The 15771-nt window shown below is 72.3% G+C and carries 14 protein-coding genes; 11 read left to right on the plus strand and 3 right to left on the minus strand.

Annotated features, from left to right (window positions below):
* The first annotated feature begins 49 nt into the window (after positions 1 to 49).
* Both ABZ716_RS02610 and galE read left to right on the plus strand, forming a co-directional pair.
* Entirely contained in the window at positions 50 to 1696 is a 1647-nt protein-coding gene (locus ABZ716_RS02610; RefSeq protein ID WP_358955963.1) for a glycosyltransferase family 2 protein, read from the plus strand.
* A 2-nt stretch (positions 1697 to 1698) separates the two neighbouring features.
* Positions 1699 to 2709 (plus strand): UDP-glucose 4-epimerase GalE, encoded by a 1011-nt coding sequence (gene galE, locus ABZ716_RS02615; RefSeq protein ID WP_358809983.1) that lies wholly within the window; start codon positions 1699 to 1701, stop codon positions 2707 to 2709.
* Positions 2710 to 2780: 71 nt separating this feature from the next.
* Here the strand turns inward: galE and ABZ716_RS02620 are convergent, their stop codons facing one another.
* Together ABZ716_RS02620 and ABZ716_RS02625 are read right to left on the minus strand one after the other, a co-directional pair.
* Complete coding sequence (locus tag ABZ716_RS02620; RefSeq protein ID WP_358955966.1) at positions 2781 to 3929, minus strand: glycosyltransferase; 1149 nt, start codon at positions 3927 to 3929, stop codon at positions 2781 to 2783.
* Positions 3926 to 6832, minus strand: a complete 2907-nt coding sequence (locus tag ABZ716_RS02625; RefSeq protein WP_358955969.1) for a bifunctional glycosyltransferase family 2 protein/CDP-glycerol:glycerophosphate glycerophosphotransferase — start codon at positions 6830 to 6832, stop codon at positions 3926 to 3928. The genes ABZ716_RS02620 and ABZ716_RS02625 overlap by 4 nt, the downstream gene beginning before the upstream one ends.
* Before the next feature lie 159 nt (positions 6833 to 6991).
* Between ABZ716_RS02625 and ABZ716_RS02630 the strand changes: the two genes are divergently transcribed.
* From ABZ716_RS02630 to ABZ716_RS02660, 7 genes are all read left to right on the plus strand, one after another.
* Positions 6992 to 7969 carry a glycosyltransferase family 2 protein gene (locus tag ABZ716_RS02630; RefSeq protein ID WP_358955972.1) on the plus strand — a complete coding sequence of 326 codons (978 nt, stop codon included), beginning with the start codon at positions 6992 to 6994 and terminating at the stop codon, positions 7967 to 7969.
* On the plus strand, positions 7966 to 8430 hold the full coding sequence (locus ABZ716_RS02635) for a GtrA family protein (RefSeq protein WP_358955975.1): 465 nt from the start codon (positions 7966 to 7968) through the stop codon (positions 8428 to 8430). The genes ABZ716_RS02630 and ABZ716_RS02635 overlap by 4 nt, the downstream gene beginning before the upstream one ends.
* Before the next feature lie 120 nt (positions 8431 to 8550).
* Positions 8551 to 9654: a glutamate 5-kinase gene (proB, locus tag ABZ716_RS02640; protein WP_358809978.1), complete on the plus strand. Its 1104-nt coding sequence runs from the start codon at positions 8551 to 8553 to the stop codon at positions 9652 to 9654.
* Between the two features lie 84 nt (positions 9655 to 9738).
* Positions 9739 to 10146: a hypothetical protein gene (locus ABZ716_RS02645; protein ID WP_358810217.1), complete on the plus strand. Its 408-nt coding sequence runs from the start codon at positions 9739 to 9741 to the stop codon at positions 10144 to 10146.
* 395 nt (positions 10147 to 10541) lie between these two features.
* Entirely contained in the window at positions 10542 to 11825 is a 1284-nt protein-coding gene (locus tag ABZ716_RS02650; RefSeq protein WP_358955978.1) for a glutamate-5-semialdehyde dehydrogenase, read from the plus strand.
* A 77-nt stretch (positions 11826 to 11902) separates the two neighbouring features.
* A complete protein-coding gene (locus ABZ716_RS02655) occupies positions 11903 to 12436 on the plus strand; it encodes a hypothetical protein (RefSeq protein ID WP_358955981.1) in 534 nt (177 codons plus the stop codon).
* Positions 12437 to 12503: 67 nt separating this feature from the next.
* Entirely contained in the window at positions 12504 to 13709 is a 1206-nt protein-coding gene (locus tag ABZ716_RS02660; RefSeq protein ID WP_358955984.1) for a hypothetical protein, read from the plus strand.
* On the opposite strand, the gene ABZ716_RS02665 is transcribed toward ABZ716_RS02660, so the two are convergent.
* Entirely contained in the window at positions 13693 to 14778 is a 1086-nt protein-coding gene (locus ABZ716_RS02665) for a M48 family metallopeptidase (RefSeq protein WP_358955987.1), read from the minus strand. The genes ABZ716_RS02660 and ABZ716_RS02665 overlap by 17 nt on opposite strands.
* Before the next feature lie 140 nt (positions 14779 to 14918).
* Here ABZ716_RS02665 and ABZ716_RS02670 point away from each other — a divergent pair, with 140 nt between their 5' ends.
* Both ABZ716_RS02670 and nadD read left to right on the plus strand, forming a co-directional pair.
* The gene (locus tag ABZ716_RS02670; RefSeq protein ID WP_351884920.1) at positions 14919 to 15086 is read left to right on the plus strand and encodes a hypothetical protein; all 168 of its coding nucleotides are present in this window, start codon (positions 14919 to 14921) and stop codon (positions 15084 to 15086) included.
* Between the two features lie 59 nt (positions 15087 to 15145).
* A complete protein-coding gene (nadD, locus tag ABZ716_RS02675) occupies positions 15146 to 15763 on the plus strand; it encodes a nicotinate-nucleotide adenylyltransferase (RefSeq protein WP_351884923.1) in 618 nt (205 codons plus the stop codon).
* The last annotated feature ends 8 nt before the right edge of the window (positions 15764 to 15771 follow it).

Consider the following 15771-nt stretch of genomic DNA (forward strand, 5'->3'; position numbering starts at 1 on the left):
AAGGACGGCCTTGAGGCCGCCCTTACGCCGTTCGCCTAGGATCCTGCGGGTGAGCAGCAGCAATTCCAGCAGCGACACCCCCTCGGTCTCCGTGGTCGTGATCGCGTACAACGACGCCGGGCTCGTGGGCGAGGCCGTCTCCTCGGCCCTCGCCCAGGGCCCGGTGGTCGCCGAGGTCATCGCCGTCGACGACGCCTCCTCGGACGCGACCGCCCGGGTCCTGGACGAGCTGGCCGCCGCCCACCCGCGGCTGAAGGTCATCCACCGCACCGAGAACAGCGGCGGCTGCGGCACCCCCCGCAACGACGGGATCGCCGCCGCGACCTCCCCGTACGTCCTCTTCCTCGACAGCGACGACGTCCTGCCGCCCGGCGCCGCCACGGCCCTGGTGCGCGCCGCCGAGGAGCACCGCGCCCCCGTCACCGTCGGCGCGTGCGTGCGGCGCGAGCTGCCCGAGGGCCGCGACGTGCCGTGGATGCCCGGGCTGTACACGCCGGGCGAGGTGGTCGAGCGGCCCGCCGACCGGCCCGAGCTGGTCCGCGACACCCTCTGCGTCAACAAGCTGTACGACCGCTCCTTCCTGGAGAAGCACCAGATCCGCTTCCCCGACGGCCGGTTCGTCTATGAGGACTTCGTCTTCACCTCCCGCGTCCTGGCCGCCGCCCCCCGCATCGCCGTCGTCGGCGACCTCGTCTACGTGTGGCACGTACGCCGCCGCGCCGCCCAGGTGTCCATCTCCCTGGACCGCAAGGACATCGGCAACTGGGCCTCCCGCGTCGAGGCCCACCGCACCGCCTCCCGCACCCTCGCCGCCGCCTCCCCGGAGCTGGGGCACGCCTGCCAGGTGAAGTTCCTCGACTACGACCTGCGCATGTACCTGCGCGAGCTCGGCCAGGACCCCGGCTACCGGGCCGCCTGGTGGACCCTGACCCGCGACTACCTGTCCGGCTTCGACCCCGCCGACCTCGACGCGGCCCCCGCCCGCGCCCGCTGGACCGCCCGCGTGCTGCTGGCCTCGTCCGCCCCGCCCGCCGATGTGGAGCGGCTGATGACCGGCCTGGCCGCCGAGCCGGCCCGGCTGCTGCCCCCGTACGCCACCGGCGGCGACGGGGAGCCGGTGTGGAGCGAGGAGCTCCCGGTCCCGCTGGACGGGCTCGACGCCCTGCCCGCCGCCGATCTGCCGCTGACCGTCGACGCGCGGCCCGCCGGGCGCGGGGCCGTCCAGGTCCGGGTGCGGGAGCTGTACGGGCGGCTCGCGCAGGCCCGCCCGCAGAGCGTCCAGCTGAGCTTCCTGCCCCGCACCGGCGGCGATCCCGTCCTGGTGCGCCCGGCGGAGCTGCGGCCCGCCGCCGACGGGGACGGCTGGAGTGCCGAGGTCCCGTTCCGGCTCGCCGCGCTGGCCGCCGAGGGCCGCCGCCGGGGGCTGCGCGGGATGCAGGCGTGGGACGTCCGGGCGGCCGTGGGCTACGCCGACGGGAGCGGCCCCGTCACCTCGCTGCGCCCCCTCGGGGGACTGCTGCGCCGCCGGGCCCTGCCCAGCAGCCGGTACGGTGTTCTGCTGGCGCAGCCCTACCGCACGGCCTCCGGCGCGCTCGCGCTGCGCCTCGCCCCCGGTGCCGGGGGCGCGCTGACCTTCGTACGCAACCGCCTCGACCGCGCCCGCACGCGCAGGTCACGCCAGAGCTCGGGAGAATAGCCATGACGTTTCTGATCACCGGTGGCGCCGGATACATCGGCGCCCACGTCGTCCGCGCGATGCTGCTCGCGGGGCAGAAGGTCGTGGTCTTCGACGACCTCTCCACCGGCCGGGCGGACCGCGTACCGGAGGGCGTGCCGCTGGTGACCGCCTCGGTGCTGGACCGGCTCGCCCTGGACCAGGCCATCGCCGCGCACGGGATCACCGGTGTGGTGCACCTGGCGGGCAAGAAGCAGGTCGGCGAGTCCGTCGAGAAGCCGCTGTACTACTACCACGAGAACGTGGAGGGCCTTCAGGTCCTGCTCGGGGCGGTGGCCGCGGCTGGCATCCGCAACTTCCTCTTCTCCTCCTCCGCCTCCGTCTACGGCATGCCCGATGTGGACTCGGTCACCGAGGAGACCCCCTGCAAGCCGCTGAGCCCGTACGGGGAGACCAAGCTGGCCGGCGAGTGGCTGGTCAGGGCCGCGGGCCGGGCCCACGGCATCTCCACCGCCTGCCTGCGCTACTTCAACGTGGCGGGCGCGGCCGCCCCCGAGCTCGCGGACACCGGGGTCTTCAACCTGGTCCCGATGGTCTTCGAGCGCTACGACGCGGGCGAGGGCGCCCGGATCTTCGGCGACGACTACCCGACCCCGGACGGCACCTGCATCCGCGACTACATCCACGTCGAGGACCTGGCGGACGCCCATGTGGTGGCCGCGCGCCGGCTCGCGGAGTGGGGCGCGGCGGGGGAGTACAAGGACCTCACCGTCAACATCGGGCGGGGTGAGGGCGTCTCCGTCAAGGAGATGGTCGAGCTGCTGAACGAGGGCACCGGGCACGACTACGCGCCCGTGGTCACCCCGCGCCGGCCCGGCGACCCGGCGAAGGTCGTGGCCTCCGCCGACCGGATCGCCGCGGAGCTGGGCTGGAAGGCCCGCCACGACGTCCGCGCGATGATCAGCTCGGCGTGGGAGGGCTGGGTGGCCAACCGCGCCCCGCAGCACCACGGGCAGGACGTCCGCACCGTCTGACGCCCTCCGTACACGAAGCCGCCCGCCCCGGACCAGGTCCGGGGCGGGCGGCTTCGTGCGGGGCGGCGCGGTCAGCGTTCCAGGAAGGCGAACAGCTGCTCCCACCGGTCGGTGATCTCGTCGCTGGAGTAGCGGCGCACGCTGCGGAACGCCTCGTCGCCGAGCCGGTCGCGGGCGGCGGAGTCCGACATCAGGGTGTCGAGGTGCCCGGCCAGCTCCATGGTGTTGCCGAGGCGGGCCAGCAGCCCGTCCTCGCCGTGCCGGACGATCTCCCGGACGCCCGGCGCGCAGTCGAAGGCGACCACCGGGAGGCCCGCCGCCATCGCCTCCAGCAGGGTGATCGGGAAGCCCTCGGCCCGGGACGCCTGGGCGAAGACGGAGGCTTCGTTCAGCGCGCCCAGGACGTCGTCGGTGCTGCCCCGCCACTCCACGGAGTCGTCCAGCCCCAGCGAGGTGCAGTGCGCCCTCAGGGCGGCCTCCTCGACGCCCGCCCCGTAGATCCGCAGCGTCCAGTCGGGGTGGCGCGGGACCGCGTCCGCCCAGGCGTCGAGCAGCAGGTCCATGCCCTTCTCGAAGGCGAGGCGGCCGACGCTGGCGACGACCTTCGCGGTGCGCGGGGCGGGGGAGTCCGGCATGAACGGCAGCGGGTTCGGCATGCTGTCGACGTTCTCCATGCCGGAGCGGATCCACAGGTCGGCGTCCTCCGGGGTGAGGACGAGCAGCCGGTCGACCTCGGGGTACCAGCGGCGGATCCGGTTGCCGCGGGTGGACTTCTGGCTGGCCTCGTAGGACTCGTGGCTCATCCCGATGACGGAGAGCCCCTTGGTGTCGGCGAGGGCCACCCACTCCATCGCCCACACCTGGGTGACGATCACCACGGCGCCCGGGCCGGCCGCCCGGAACAGTCCGCTCAGTTGCTCCGCCGCGGCCCGCATCCCCGCCCGGCGGGCCGCCTGGCGGCGCCGTTCGGGGGCGTTGAGGCGGCCCTTGACCCCGTGCAGCCGGCGGGCCTTGGGCGGGTGGGTCTCGTACAGGGTGGTCATCTCGTACGGGAGGCCGGCGGGCAGCGTCTGCCGGATCTCCTCGGCGACCGGGGCGATGCCGACGACGTGCACGCGGTGGCCGCGGTCGGTGAAGAGCCGGGCCATCTGGTGGGACCAGGTGGTCACACCGCCGAGCTCGTCCACGCTGTTGGAGACGATGAAGATGTCCCGGCTCACTTGGCGCTCCTGGTGAAGAACTTCTCGACGATCTGGCGGGCGGCGTCCCCGCGGTCGTACTCGCCGAACTCGGCGAGGAAGCGCCGGCGGGCGTCGGCGTACTTGGTGTCGGCCTCGTCGAAGGCGGCGACGGCCTGCATCAGCTCGTCCGCCGTGGCCACCACCGGCCCGGGCGCCTTGTCCAGCAGGTCGAAGTAGGTGCCGCGGATGTCCGTCGCGTACTTCTCGTAGTCGTACGCGAAGAAGATCATCGGCCGGTCCAGCACCGCGTAGTCGAACATCACGGACGAGTAGTCGGTGATCAGCCCGTCGGCGAGCGCCAGCAGCGGGGTGATGTCGTGGTGGCGGGAGACGTCGATCACCCGGCCCGCGACCGACGGCGGCAGACTGACGCTGTTGAGGTAGTGCGTGCGCACGAGCAGCGTGACCCGGTCACCGAACCGGTCGGCGAACTCCTCCACGTCGAAGGGGAACGAGAACCCCTCCACGGCACCGTCCGCGGTGGCCCGGAAGGTCGGCGCGTACAGCAGCACCCGCTTGTCCGGGTCGATGCCCAGCTCGGCGGCGAGCGGGCCGCGCACCCTCCCCCGGCTACCGCCGGGAGGTGCCCCCACCCCGCCGTCCACCTCGGCCGCGTGCGCCTCGACCAGGGCGTCGTTGCGCGGGTAGCCGGTGCGCAGCAGCACCTCGTCGCGGAGCCTGAAGCCCTTGGCGAGGGTGCGGACGTCGTGCTCGGAGCGGACCAGGAAGTGGTCGAAGCGGTTGACGGCCGCCTGGAACCGGTCCTGTGCGGGCTTGCCCTGCGCCTTGGTGCGGGGCTCGTGGAAGCCCATCCGCTTGAGGGCGGAACCGTGCCAGGTCTGGATGTACGTGGTCCCCGGGCGCTTGGCCAGCGCCAGCGGGAAGCCCTGGTTGTCCACCCAGAACTCGGCCTGGGCCAGCGCGCGCAGGTACGGCCAGCTCCAGCGCTTGACCAGGGTGGCCTCCTTGGGGAAGCCGGTGGGCTTGGCGCCCGCGTAGGACCAGATCGCCTCGAAGGGGGCGTTCTGGCGGACCAGCTCCTCGTAGATGGCCTTGGGGCTGTCGCTGTACTGCTTGCCCATGTGGCTCTCGAAGACCACCGTGCCCTTCTTGACGGGCAGCTTCGAGAAGACCTCGTGGTAGACCTTCACCTTCTGCTCGCCCGAGCCGATGTTGCGGCGGGCCTTCAGGGCCCGGCGCAGGCCGCGCTTGACCACGCCGGCGGCCTTGCCGTGCATCGCGCTGCTGATCAGCGACTGGGTGCGGACGGCGGCGGGGCCCTCGGCGGTCAGGACGTAGGAGAGGTTGCCCTTCTTGGTCATCTCCGGCTCGAAGCGGTCGGAGACCAGCCGGGTCAGGCGCGGGCGCACGCGCAGCCGGGCCGCGGACTCCAGGTCCACCCCGCCGACCGAGACGCGGGTGGTCATCCGGTCCTTGCCGGCCGTCAGCTTCAGGCGCACGTCCCAGACGGCGTCGATGATGCCGAGGGGGCGCACGGTGCCGCCGACGTCGGCGGTGGTGCTCCACTCGATCGTGTCACCGGCGTGCCGCACGGTTGCCACGGGGAAGCTGAAGGAGCGCACGCCGATCTGGCGCCGTGCCCGGAACTCCAGCGAGGCCGACAGCTCGGCGTCCTCCCGGATCCGGCCCAGGGGGTTGACGACGGCGCCGGAGAGGGTGACGGTGCCGCGCCCGTCGTCCTCGTACGAGGTCAGGCGGTTGCCCAGGGCCAGCGAGGGGAGCGGCGCGGTGTGGAAGCCCTGCGCGGTGACGTCCAGTATGCGGCGGGCCTCCTCGCCGTCCGGGCCGTCGAGGTGCTCGCCGCACCAGTAGATCCGCCCGTCGCGCTCGGCCAGCGGGGAGGACAGCCGGCCCTTGTTGGTCATCGCGTCGGCGGCGGCGAGGAGGTTCTTCCAGTCCTCCTTGCCGAGCAGGTAGGCGCAGATGGCCTGGAGGGAGGTGACGTTCTCGTACGCGGCCGGGTCGATGCCGGCCAGGTAGCCGTTGGCGAGCCGCGCGAACTCCTGGCGGTAGGCGTCCCCCAGCAGCGGGAGGTCACGCAGGTGCAGCACCAGGTCGTGCTTGAGGAACTTGGCGTCCTTGGCGGTCCTGATCGCGGTGTGGCCCTTGGCGGCGAGCAGCTCGTCGACCCGGCGGTGGATCTCCATCCGGTGGACGAAGTTCGCGATCTCGTGGCGCCGGTTGCTGATCGACTTGGCGGCGGCCTTCTCGACCACGTTCCAGAAGTAGACGTGGTTGGGGATCAGCGTGATCCGCCGGGCCGCCACGTACGCCTGGGCCGAGAACAGCAGGTCCTCGTAGTGGATGCCGACCGGGAACTCCAGGCCCTGCTCCAGCAGGAACGAGCGCCGGTAGCACTTGTTGGTGGAGAGGGTGTCGTAGACCAGCAGGTCCGGGTACTCGGTGATCGACTCCAGGGTGCGGGTGCGCGTGTAGATCCACGGGTACCACTCCGTGGTCTTGCCCCAGCGGTTGTCCAGGTGCACGCGTACGCACATGCCCGAGACCAGGTCGGAGCCGGTGCGCTCGGCGGCGGCGAGCATGTTGCGGCAGGCGTTGCGCTCCAGGACGTCGTCGCTGTCCAGGAACATGACGTAGGTGCCGGTGGCCTGCTTGATGCCGTGGTTGCGCGGCGCGCCGCAGCCGCCGCTGTTCTCGGGCAGCCGGAAGGCGCGGACCCGCCCCGGATGCGCTGCTTCGAGCTCCTGGGCGACCTCGTAGGACCGGTCCTTGCTGCAGTCGTCCACGATCACGACTTCGACCCCGCGCAGGGTCTGGTCCAAAACCGACCGGACGGCTGTCGGCAGACGCTCTGCGTCGTTGTAGACGATGACGACCACGGAGACGTCAGGCACGTGCACCTCGATCCCTTCGTTCCATTCCGCTTATCCCGTCAAAGCTACCGTGTGCGGCACGCGACTCCGGCAGTGCGACCTGCGCCGTGCATACTTCTAAGGAAGAGGTGAGTCGCGGGTCCGGTCGCCGACAATCACCCGTTCGGACCCCAGCAGGAAGTGCCCATGACCAAGCTGTCGGTAGTTGTCCCCTGTTACAACGAAGAAGCCGTCATCGACCGCTTCGACGAGGAGATCCGCAAGGTACTGGACGCCCTGCCCGTCTCCTACGAGGTCTGCTACGTCGACGACGGCAGCCGTGACGGGACCCTCGGCAAGCTGCGGAAGATCGCCGCCGAGCACGGGGACCGGACCCGCTACGTCTCCTTCAGCCGGAACTTCGGCAAGGAGGCGGGCATGCTCGCCGGCCTGCGCGAGGCCACCGGCGACGCCGTGGTGATCATGGACGCGGACCTCCAGCACCCGCCGGAGCTCATCGCCACCATGCTGGAGTACTACGGCCAGGGCCACGACCAGGTGATCGCCCGGCGCACCCGCGAAGGGGACAAGAAGCTCCGCTCGGCCCTCAGCCGCCTCTACTACCGCGGTGTCAACCGCTGGGTCGACGTCGAGCTCACCGACGGCGTCGGCGACTTCCGTCTGCTGTCCCGGCCCGCCGTGGACGCCCTGCTCGCTCTTCCCGAGTACAACCGCTTCTCCAAGGGCCTCTTCTCCTGGATCGGCTTCGACACCGTTCACTTCGACTACGAGAACGCCCAGCGCGAGGCCGGCGAGACCAAGTGGAAGTTCGCCTCCCTGCTGAACTACGGCATGGACGGGCTGATCTCCTTCAACAACCGGCCGCTGCGCATCGGCATCTGGCTCGGGGTCTCGCTCGTCGCGCTGACCGGCCTGTACGCGCTGTCGATCACTGTGATGGCGATCACCAACGGCATCGACGCCCCCGGCTACGTCACGATCATCGCGATGATCGCCGGTATCGGCGGTATGCAGATGATCATGCTGGGGCTGATCGGCGAGTACATCGGCCGTATCTACTACGAGACCAAGCGCCGCCCGCACTTCCTGGTCAAGGAGGCCCACGGCGCGCCCGTGGCCCCCGCGCCCTCGGAACCGGTCGTCGCGGAGCGCAGCAGCCGATGAACACCGACTCCGGCTCCTCCCGCCCCTCCCGCCGTGATCAGCTGGGCCAGGTTTTCCGCTTCGCCCTGGTGGGCGGGGTGAACACCGGGACCTTCTTCGTCATCTACCTGCTGCTGCACCCGTGGATGCCGTACTTCGCCGCGTACACCCTGGCCTTCGTGCTGTCGATGGTCGGCTCGTTCTTCATGAACACCTACTTCACCTACCGCACCCGCCCCACCTGGAAGAAGTTCCTGCTCTTCCCGCTGACGAACGTCACCAACTACGTCATCCAGTCCGCCGGGCTCTACGCCCTGGTGACCTGGGCCGGCATGGACACCAAGATCGCCCCGCTGGCCGCGGCCGTGGTGGCCATCCCGTTCACCTTCCTGCTCTCGCGCAAGATCCTCACCCGCGGGGCGGGCACGGCCTCGGCCGCCGAACCGGAGCCGGCCTCGGCGGGCTCCGCGTCCAGAGGCTGAAACCGGCGGGCGGGCTCGGCAGGTGACCCCGTAGATTGAGCCAGTTGGTTGGTCGGTTTCGTGCGGTGCGAGGGGAAAAAAGACGTGTCAGCGGCAGCGTCAGCGGCTAGGCAGGGTGTCGTGGACGCCCGCAGGATCGTGGTCAAGGTCGGCTCCTCCTCCCTCACCACCGCGGCGGGCGGACTGGACGCCGACCGCGTGGACGCGCTGGTCGACGTCCTGGCCAAGGCCCGCAGCGGCGGGGAGAAGGAGATCGTCCTGGTCTCCTCCGGCGCCATCGCCGCCGGGCTCTCCCCCCTCGGCCTGGCCCGCCGCCCCAAGGACCTGGCCCGCCAGCAGGCCGCCGCCAGCGTCGGGCAGGGCCTCCTCGTCGCCCGCTACACCGCCTCCTTCGCCCGCTACGGCGTCCGGGTCGGCCAGGTGCTGCTCACCACCGACGACACCAGCCGGCGCGCGCACTACCGCAACGCGTTCAACACCCTGGACCAGCTGCTGGCCATGGGCGCGCTGCCCGTCGTCAACGAGAACGACACCGTCGCCACCGACGAGATCCGCTTCGGCGACAACGACCGGCTGGCCGCCCTGGTGGCCCACCTGGTCCGCGCCGACCTCCTCGTCCTCCTCTCCGATGTCGACGGGCTGTACGACGGGGACCCCTCGCTGCCCGGCACCACCCGGATCGAGGAGGTGCGCGGGCCCGAGGACATCGCCCACGTCTCCATCGGCAGCGCCGGCAAGGCGGGCGTCGGCACCGGCGGCATGGTCACCAAGGTCGAGGCCGCGCGGATCGCGGCGGCCGCGGGCGTCCCCGTCGTCCTCACCTCCGCCAGCCGGGCCGCCGACGCCCTGGCCGGCCGCGAGACCGGCACCCTCTTCCACCCCACCGGCCGCCGCTCCGCCGACCGGCTGCTGTGGCTCCAGCACGCCTCCACCCCGCAGGGCCACCTCGTCCTCGACGACGGCGCCGTCCGCGCCGTCACCCAGCGCGGCAGCTCCCTGCTCCCCGCGGGGATCGCCGCCATCGAGGGGGACTTCGTCGCCGGCGACCCCGTCGAGCTGCGCTCCGCCGAGGGGGTCGCGGTGGCCCGGGGCCTGGTCAACTTCGACGCCAAGGAGCTCCCACAGCTCCTCGGCCGCTCCACCCGCGACCTTGCGCGGGAGCTCGGACCTGCGTACGAGCGGGAGGTCGTGCACCGGGACGATCTGGTCCTGCTGCAGGGCTGAGGTTCGGGAAAAGCACCGCGCGGCGGGCCGGGGACTGGTCAACTGTGAAGGGCGGACACGACGCGTAGCGCAGACAGGAGGCGGCTGGTGAGACGAGCGCTGACCAGCGTCGGCACCGGGGACGGCGCCGGCGGTGAGGAACCGGGCCCGGTGTCCCGCCTCTGGCACGTGACGCTGAGCGTCTCGGGCGAGCCGACGCCGTTGCCGGAGGTGCGGCGCGGGCTGGAGCAGCTCGCGCACGACCACCCCTTCCTGCTGACCAGCCGGTACGCCGACGACCACGCGGAGATCCGCTACTGGGAGGAGGCCCGGGACCTCCACGACGCGGCGGCCGTCGCCCTCCGCCTCTGGGGCGAACACCGCTCGACGGCGCAGCTGCCGCCATGGGAGATCGTCGGGCTGGAGGTCATCGACCGCACGACGTACCACCAGCGCGTGGCCGAGGGCTACGGCCCACCCCCGGCCCACCCGGTGGGCGTGCACCCCTACTGACGCGCCCCTCGCGCGGCTCGGCCGCGAGCGGCCTCCCCTACTGACGCGCCCCTCGCGCGGCTCGGCCGCGAGCGGCCTCCCCGGCTTCGCGGCGCTGCGACGGACTCCGTCCGCCGGTGGTCGGGCGGGGGCGCCAGCCGGGGCGGGGGCTGTGGTGCGGTCGCCGTCCGCGGGTGCGGGGCCGCTGCGCGCCGGATGCGCCCAAACGCCGCGCGGGCCATTTGCGGCCCGCCGGCGTCTGAGGCGCGGGGTCTGGGGCGGAGCCCCCAGAGAACGGGTGAAGGGCGGGGCGGGGAGACGGCTCCGCGCAGCGGCACCAGACCCCGGCCCCGGGGCCGTCTCGCGGGGTGGAACTCCCGTGAGGGGCCCGGGGTCCGGGGACTACCCTGGGCGGCATGACCTCGCTCGATGACGCCACCGCGACCTCTCCCGTCCGAACCACCGCGGCAGCGGCCCGCACGGCCGCCGCGGCCATCGCCCCCCTCCCGCGGTCCGCCAAGGACACGGCCCTCCTGGCCATCGCGGACGCGCTGACGGCCCGTACCGACGAGATCGTCGCCGCCAACGCCCGCGACATCGACAAGGCCCGCGCCGCCGGCACCAGCGAGACCGTCATCGACCGGCTCACCCTCACCCCGGAGCGGGTCGCCGCCATCGCCTCCGACGTGCGCGACGTCGCCGCCCTCCCCGACCCCGTCGGCGAGGTCGTCCGCGGCTCCACCCTCCCCAACGGCATCGACCTCCGCCAGATCCGCGTCCCCCTCGGCGTCGTCGGCATCATCTACGAGGCCCGCCCCAACGTCACCGTCGACGCCGCCGCGCTGTGCCTGAAGTCCGGCAACGCCGTCCTCCTGCGCGGCAGCTCCTCCGCCTACGCCTCCAACAGCGCCCTCGTCGCCATCCTCCGCGACGCGATCGTGAGCGCCGGCCTGCCCGCGGACGCGATCCAGCTCGTCCCCGGCGAGTCCCGCGACTCCGTCCGCGAGCTGATGCGCGCCCGCGGCCTCGTGGACGTGCTCATCCCGCGCGGCGGAGCCTCCCTCATCAAGACCGTCGTCGAGGAGTCCACCGTCCCGGTCATCGAGACCGGTACCGGAAACTGCCACGTCTACGTCGACGCCCAGGCCGACCTCGGCATGGCCGTGGACATCCTCGTCAACTCCAAGGCCCAGCGGCCCTCAGTCTGCAACGCCGCCGAGACCCTCCTCGTCCACCGGGACATCGCCGACGCCTTCCTGCCGCGCGCCCTCGACGCCCTCGCCGAGGCCGGCGTGACCGTCCACGGCGACGCCCGGGTCCTGGCCGCGGCCGAGGACAGCAAGGTCACCGCCCTGCCCGCCACCGACGAGGACTGGGCCGCCGAGTACCTGTCGTACGACATCGCCGCCGCCGTCGTGGACTCCCTCGACGAAGCCGTCGCCCACATCCGCCGCTGGACCTCCGGGCACACCGAGGCGATCGTCACCACCTCGCAGGCCGCCGCCCGCCGCTTCACCCAGCTGGTCGACTCGACCACCGTCGCCGTGAACGCCTCCACCCGGTTCACCGACGGTGGCCAGTTCGGCTTCGGCGCCGAGATCGGCATCTCCACCCAGAAGCTGCACGCCCGGGGACCGATGGGGCTGCCCGAGCTCACCTCCACCAAGTACATCGTCACCGGCGACGGTCACATCCGGTAACCGCCCGCCCCACCCGGTGTGGCCGGATTCCGGCTTTCACCCTGCCCAAAGCGGCCCCCCAGGTCTACGCTGTTGCCGTGCCGGACGACGTGGGGGGCAAGCGGTTCCCGGACGACGGGGAGCCCGACGACGACCGCGGAGGCGCGGATCAGGACTTCGCCTCCGTGGTGTTCGACGAGGACTTCGTCCGGAACGCCGAGATCCATGAACCGAGCGCGGCCGAGCGCCAGCGCGCCGCCGACCTGGCCCGCGCGGAGGCCGAGGCGGCCCGCGTCGCGGGCGGCTGGGCGGGCGAGGACGACTACGGCCACCTCGACGGGTACCCCTACGACGACCCCGCCTGGGAAGCCGGCGCCTACGGCTGCGCCGAGGGCCCGTACGGGGCCTACGGCGGCAGCCTGCGCCCCTACCGGGGCCGGGCCGGCTGGCTGAGACCGGTCGCCTGGGTACTCGCCGTCGTGATGGGCTTCGGGATGGTCGCGCTGGCCTTCAGCGCCGTCTACCGCAGCGCCGCCGGCGAAGCCGACCCCGCACCCGCGCCCGCCAGTACCCCGCTCGGGGAAGTCGCCGGCGTCGGCGCGTTTACGTACCCCGTCGGCCGCCAACCCTGAAGGTACGACCCCACTCGCCCGTTCCGGAGCTGGGGGCTTCTCTGAAGCGGGGACAGCGGGAGAAGCGATGGCCGTACCAGGAGATCCGCCCAACGGCACCCCCGAGGGATTCGGCGGGGGTGACGACGAGCTGCACCCGGACGAGTACCGGTCGGTGGTGTTCGACGAGGACTTCGTCCGTGCTGCCCGCCTCCAGGAGTTCTCCGCCCAGGAACGCATGGGCGAGCACGCCCGCGCCGTCCGCAGCCGCTCCATCTGGTCCGGCGGCGGCCCCCCGCGCCGCGGCACCGGCACCCCCGGCCGTGGCGCCCGCCAGGGCATGCTGCTGGTCCTGCTCGTCGCGACGGCCTTCGCCGCCGCCGTCTACCTGGGCCTGCGCAACCCGTACGTGGCCCCGGCCGGCGGCTACGCCGAGCCGCTCAGCAGCACCGTCGTCCCCCTGACGCCGTCCGCCGCCGTGCCCGGCGGCACACCGGCCGACCTCTACGCGCACAGCCCCGCCGCCGACTACCGGACCGGGGCCGCCGGCATCACCCTGCCCGCCGTGAGCCGCACCCACCACTTCACCGAGAGCCAGGTCCTCGCCGCGCTGTCCATCGCCAAGGACTACCTGGTGCAGTCCTCACTCGACCCCGACGTGCTCTCCGGCACCGCCTCCCGGCCGGTACGGATGCTGCTGGACCCGGGGCAGCTGGCCCAGTTCGACGAGAGCATGTCCTCGCCCTCCGGCGACGGACGGCACGCCGCCACCGGCTGGCTGGTCCGCTTCGACCCGCAGACCGCGGCCCTGGCCGACACCCGCGTCCGGGTCAGCGGCAGCCTCTCCTACGAGGAGGTCAGCCCGGAGGTACTGGTCGTCACCACCGACCACACCTTCGTGTACGCCGTACGGGGAGCCGCCGGCCCGCCCGCCGGGCCCGACGGGGCCTCCCTCTTCACCGTCCGCCGTGAGCTGCGACTGCGCTTCGACCACGACGACCTCACCACCCGGCGCGCCGAGCTGGCCTCCTCCTACGTGATGGCCGGACCGCAGGACTGCGCTGCGGACCCCGCAGCCGGCTTCCGCCCGCTCCTGGCCGGGGCCGGTCCCACCACCGTCGGCCCGCCGGTGAGCGACCCGTACGCCAGCGGCCACCCCCGGCGCACGGCCGGACTCTGCGGGGTCATGGACCCCTCGGCTGATCCGGCAGCCCAGCCTTCCGCAGCGCAGCCCTCCGCAGCCCAGCCCTCCTCCGGCCCGCCCCCGCCGGCCTCCGTCAGCCCCGGCCGGTAGCGCCCTCGCCGTCGGCGCCGCCCGCCGGGGCGGCCGGACCGCTGCCGCCCGCGCCCGTGAACCGGTCGCGCAGCTTCCCGCCGAGATCGTTCGCGCCGCCGGCTATGTCCCCGACCAGCTTCATCAGCGGATCCCTGCTCGTGCGCACCGAGTCCGCGTAGTGCGAGGCGGACTGCCGGAAGGAGTCGGTCACCGAGGTGTCCTTGTCCTCCTCCCGCCGCGGGTAGTGGCCGTCCATGAGCCGCTGGTAGTCCCGGCTCCGTGACCAGGTCCGCAGCTCGGCGGCCCGCACCGTGGTGAAGGGGTGGGTGCGCGGCAGCATGTTGAGGATCTTCAGGACCGAGTCGCGCAGGTCACCGCTCGTCTCGTACTCCTCGGCCTGCGCCAGGAAGGCGTCGACGTTCATCTCGTGCAGGTGGTTGCCGCCGGCGATCTTCATCAGCCCGCGCATCGAGGCGTTCACGTCCTGCCCGACCAGCAGCCCGGCGCGGTCCGCGGACAGTTCCGACTTGCGGAACCACTCCCGCAGCGCGGTGACGATCGCCATGACCGCCACATTGCCCAGCGGGACCCACGCCACCTTCAGCGCCAGGTTCGTCAGGAACAGCAGCACCGTGCGGTACACGGAGTGCCCGGACAGCGCGTGGCCCACCTCGTGGCCCACGACCGCCCGCATCTCCTCCTCGTCGAGCAGCTCCACCAGCGCCGTCGTCACCACGATGATCGGCTCGTCCAGCCCGATGCACATGGCGTTCGGCTTCGGATCCTGCTGCACGTACATCAGGGGGACCTTCTCCAGGTCCAGGATGAAGCAGGCGTCGCGGAGCATCTCGTACAGATGGGGGAACTGCGTCTCGCCCACGCGCACCGAGTCCGAGAGGAACAGCAGCCGCAGGCTCCGCTCCGGGAGCAGCCCGCTGAGGGCCTTGAAGACGGTGTCGAAACCGCTCAGTCTGCGCAGGGCGACCAGGGCCGAGCGGTCCGCCGGATGCTCGTACGCGCGGGAGGAGATGCCCGGGAACCTCCTGCGCTCGCGTGCCGGAGTCTTCTCGAATCGGCTGTCCGTCATGGCGCTTCCCCCTGGTCCGTCCTGTGCTGCACTGGCTCCATCCTCCCCAACGCATGAGTCGGCGTGAGCGTGCCCGGGGCCCCCGCATACGATGTGAGGGAAGTCTCCGCTCGCTCCCCGACTCGATAGGTACCTGCCTGATGAGCCTCTCCACCACCGCCAACAACCTCGTCCTCCTCGCTTCGGAGGGGGGCGCCGAGCACGGCGGCAACCACGAGAGCCTGAGCCCCTACCTCACCGGTGGCGGTGCGCTCTTCGTCCTGCTGCTGCTGCTCTGGGTGACCACGCGCCTGAACCGCGACCGCTGAACCACCCGTTCGGACGGGGCCTCCGCGCGCGTGCCACCGGGCCAGTAGGCTCTGCGCTCATGGGAGAGCAGGAAGTGCCTACGGGCCCGGTCAAGCGCCGGCTCGGCGTCATGGGCGGGACGTTCGACCCGATCCACCACGGACACCTGGTGGCCGCCAGCGAGGTCGCCGCCCTATTCCACCTCGACGAGGTGGTGTTCGTGCCTACGGGTGAACCGTGGCAGAAGTCCCAGCGGGCCGTGTCGCCCGCCGAGGACCGCTATCTGATGACGGTCATCGCGACCGCCTCGAACCCGCAGTTCTCGGTGAGCCGCATCGACATCGACCGCGGCGGCCCCACCTACACGATCGACACCCTGCGCGACCTCAGCGCGCTCAACGAGGACGCCGACCTCTTCTTCATCACCGGCGCCGACGCCCTCGCGCAGATCCTGACCTGGCGCAACGCCGACGAGCTGTTCTCCCTCGCCCACTTCATCGGCGTGACCCGGCCCGGCCATGTCCTGACCGACGACGGACTGCCCGAAGGCGGCGTCTCGCTCGTCGAGGTGCCCGCGCTGGCGATCTCCTCCACCGACTGCCGCGCCCGCGTCGCCGAGGGCGATCCCGTCTGGTACCTCGTCCCGGACGGTGTGGTCCGCTATATCGACAAGCGGGAGCTGTACCGGGGAACCTGAGCTTCCGC

This window comes from Streptomyces sp. NPDC006687 (assembly GCF_040636215.1).
Lineage (GTDB): Bacteria > Actinomycetota > Actinomycetes > Streptomycetales > Streptomycetaceae > Streptomyces.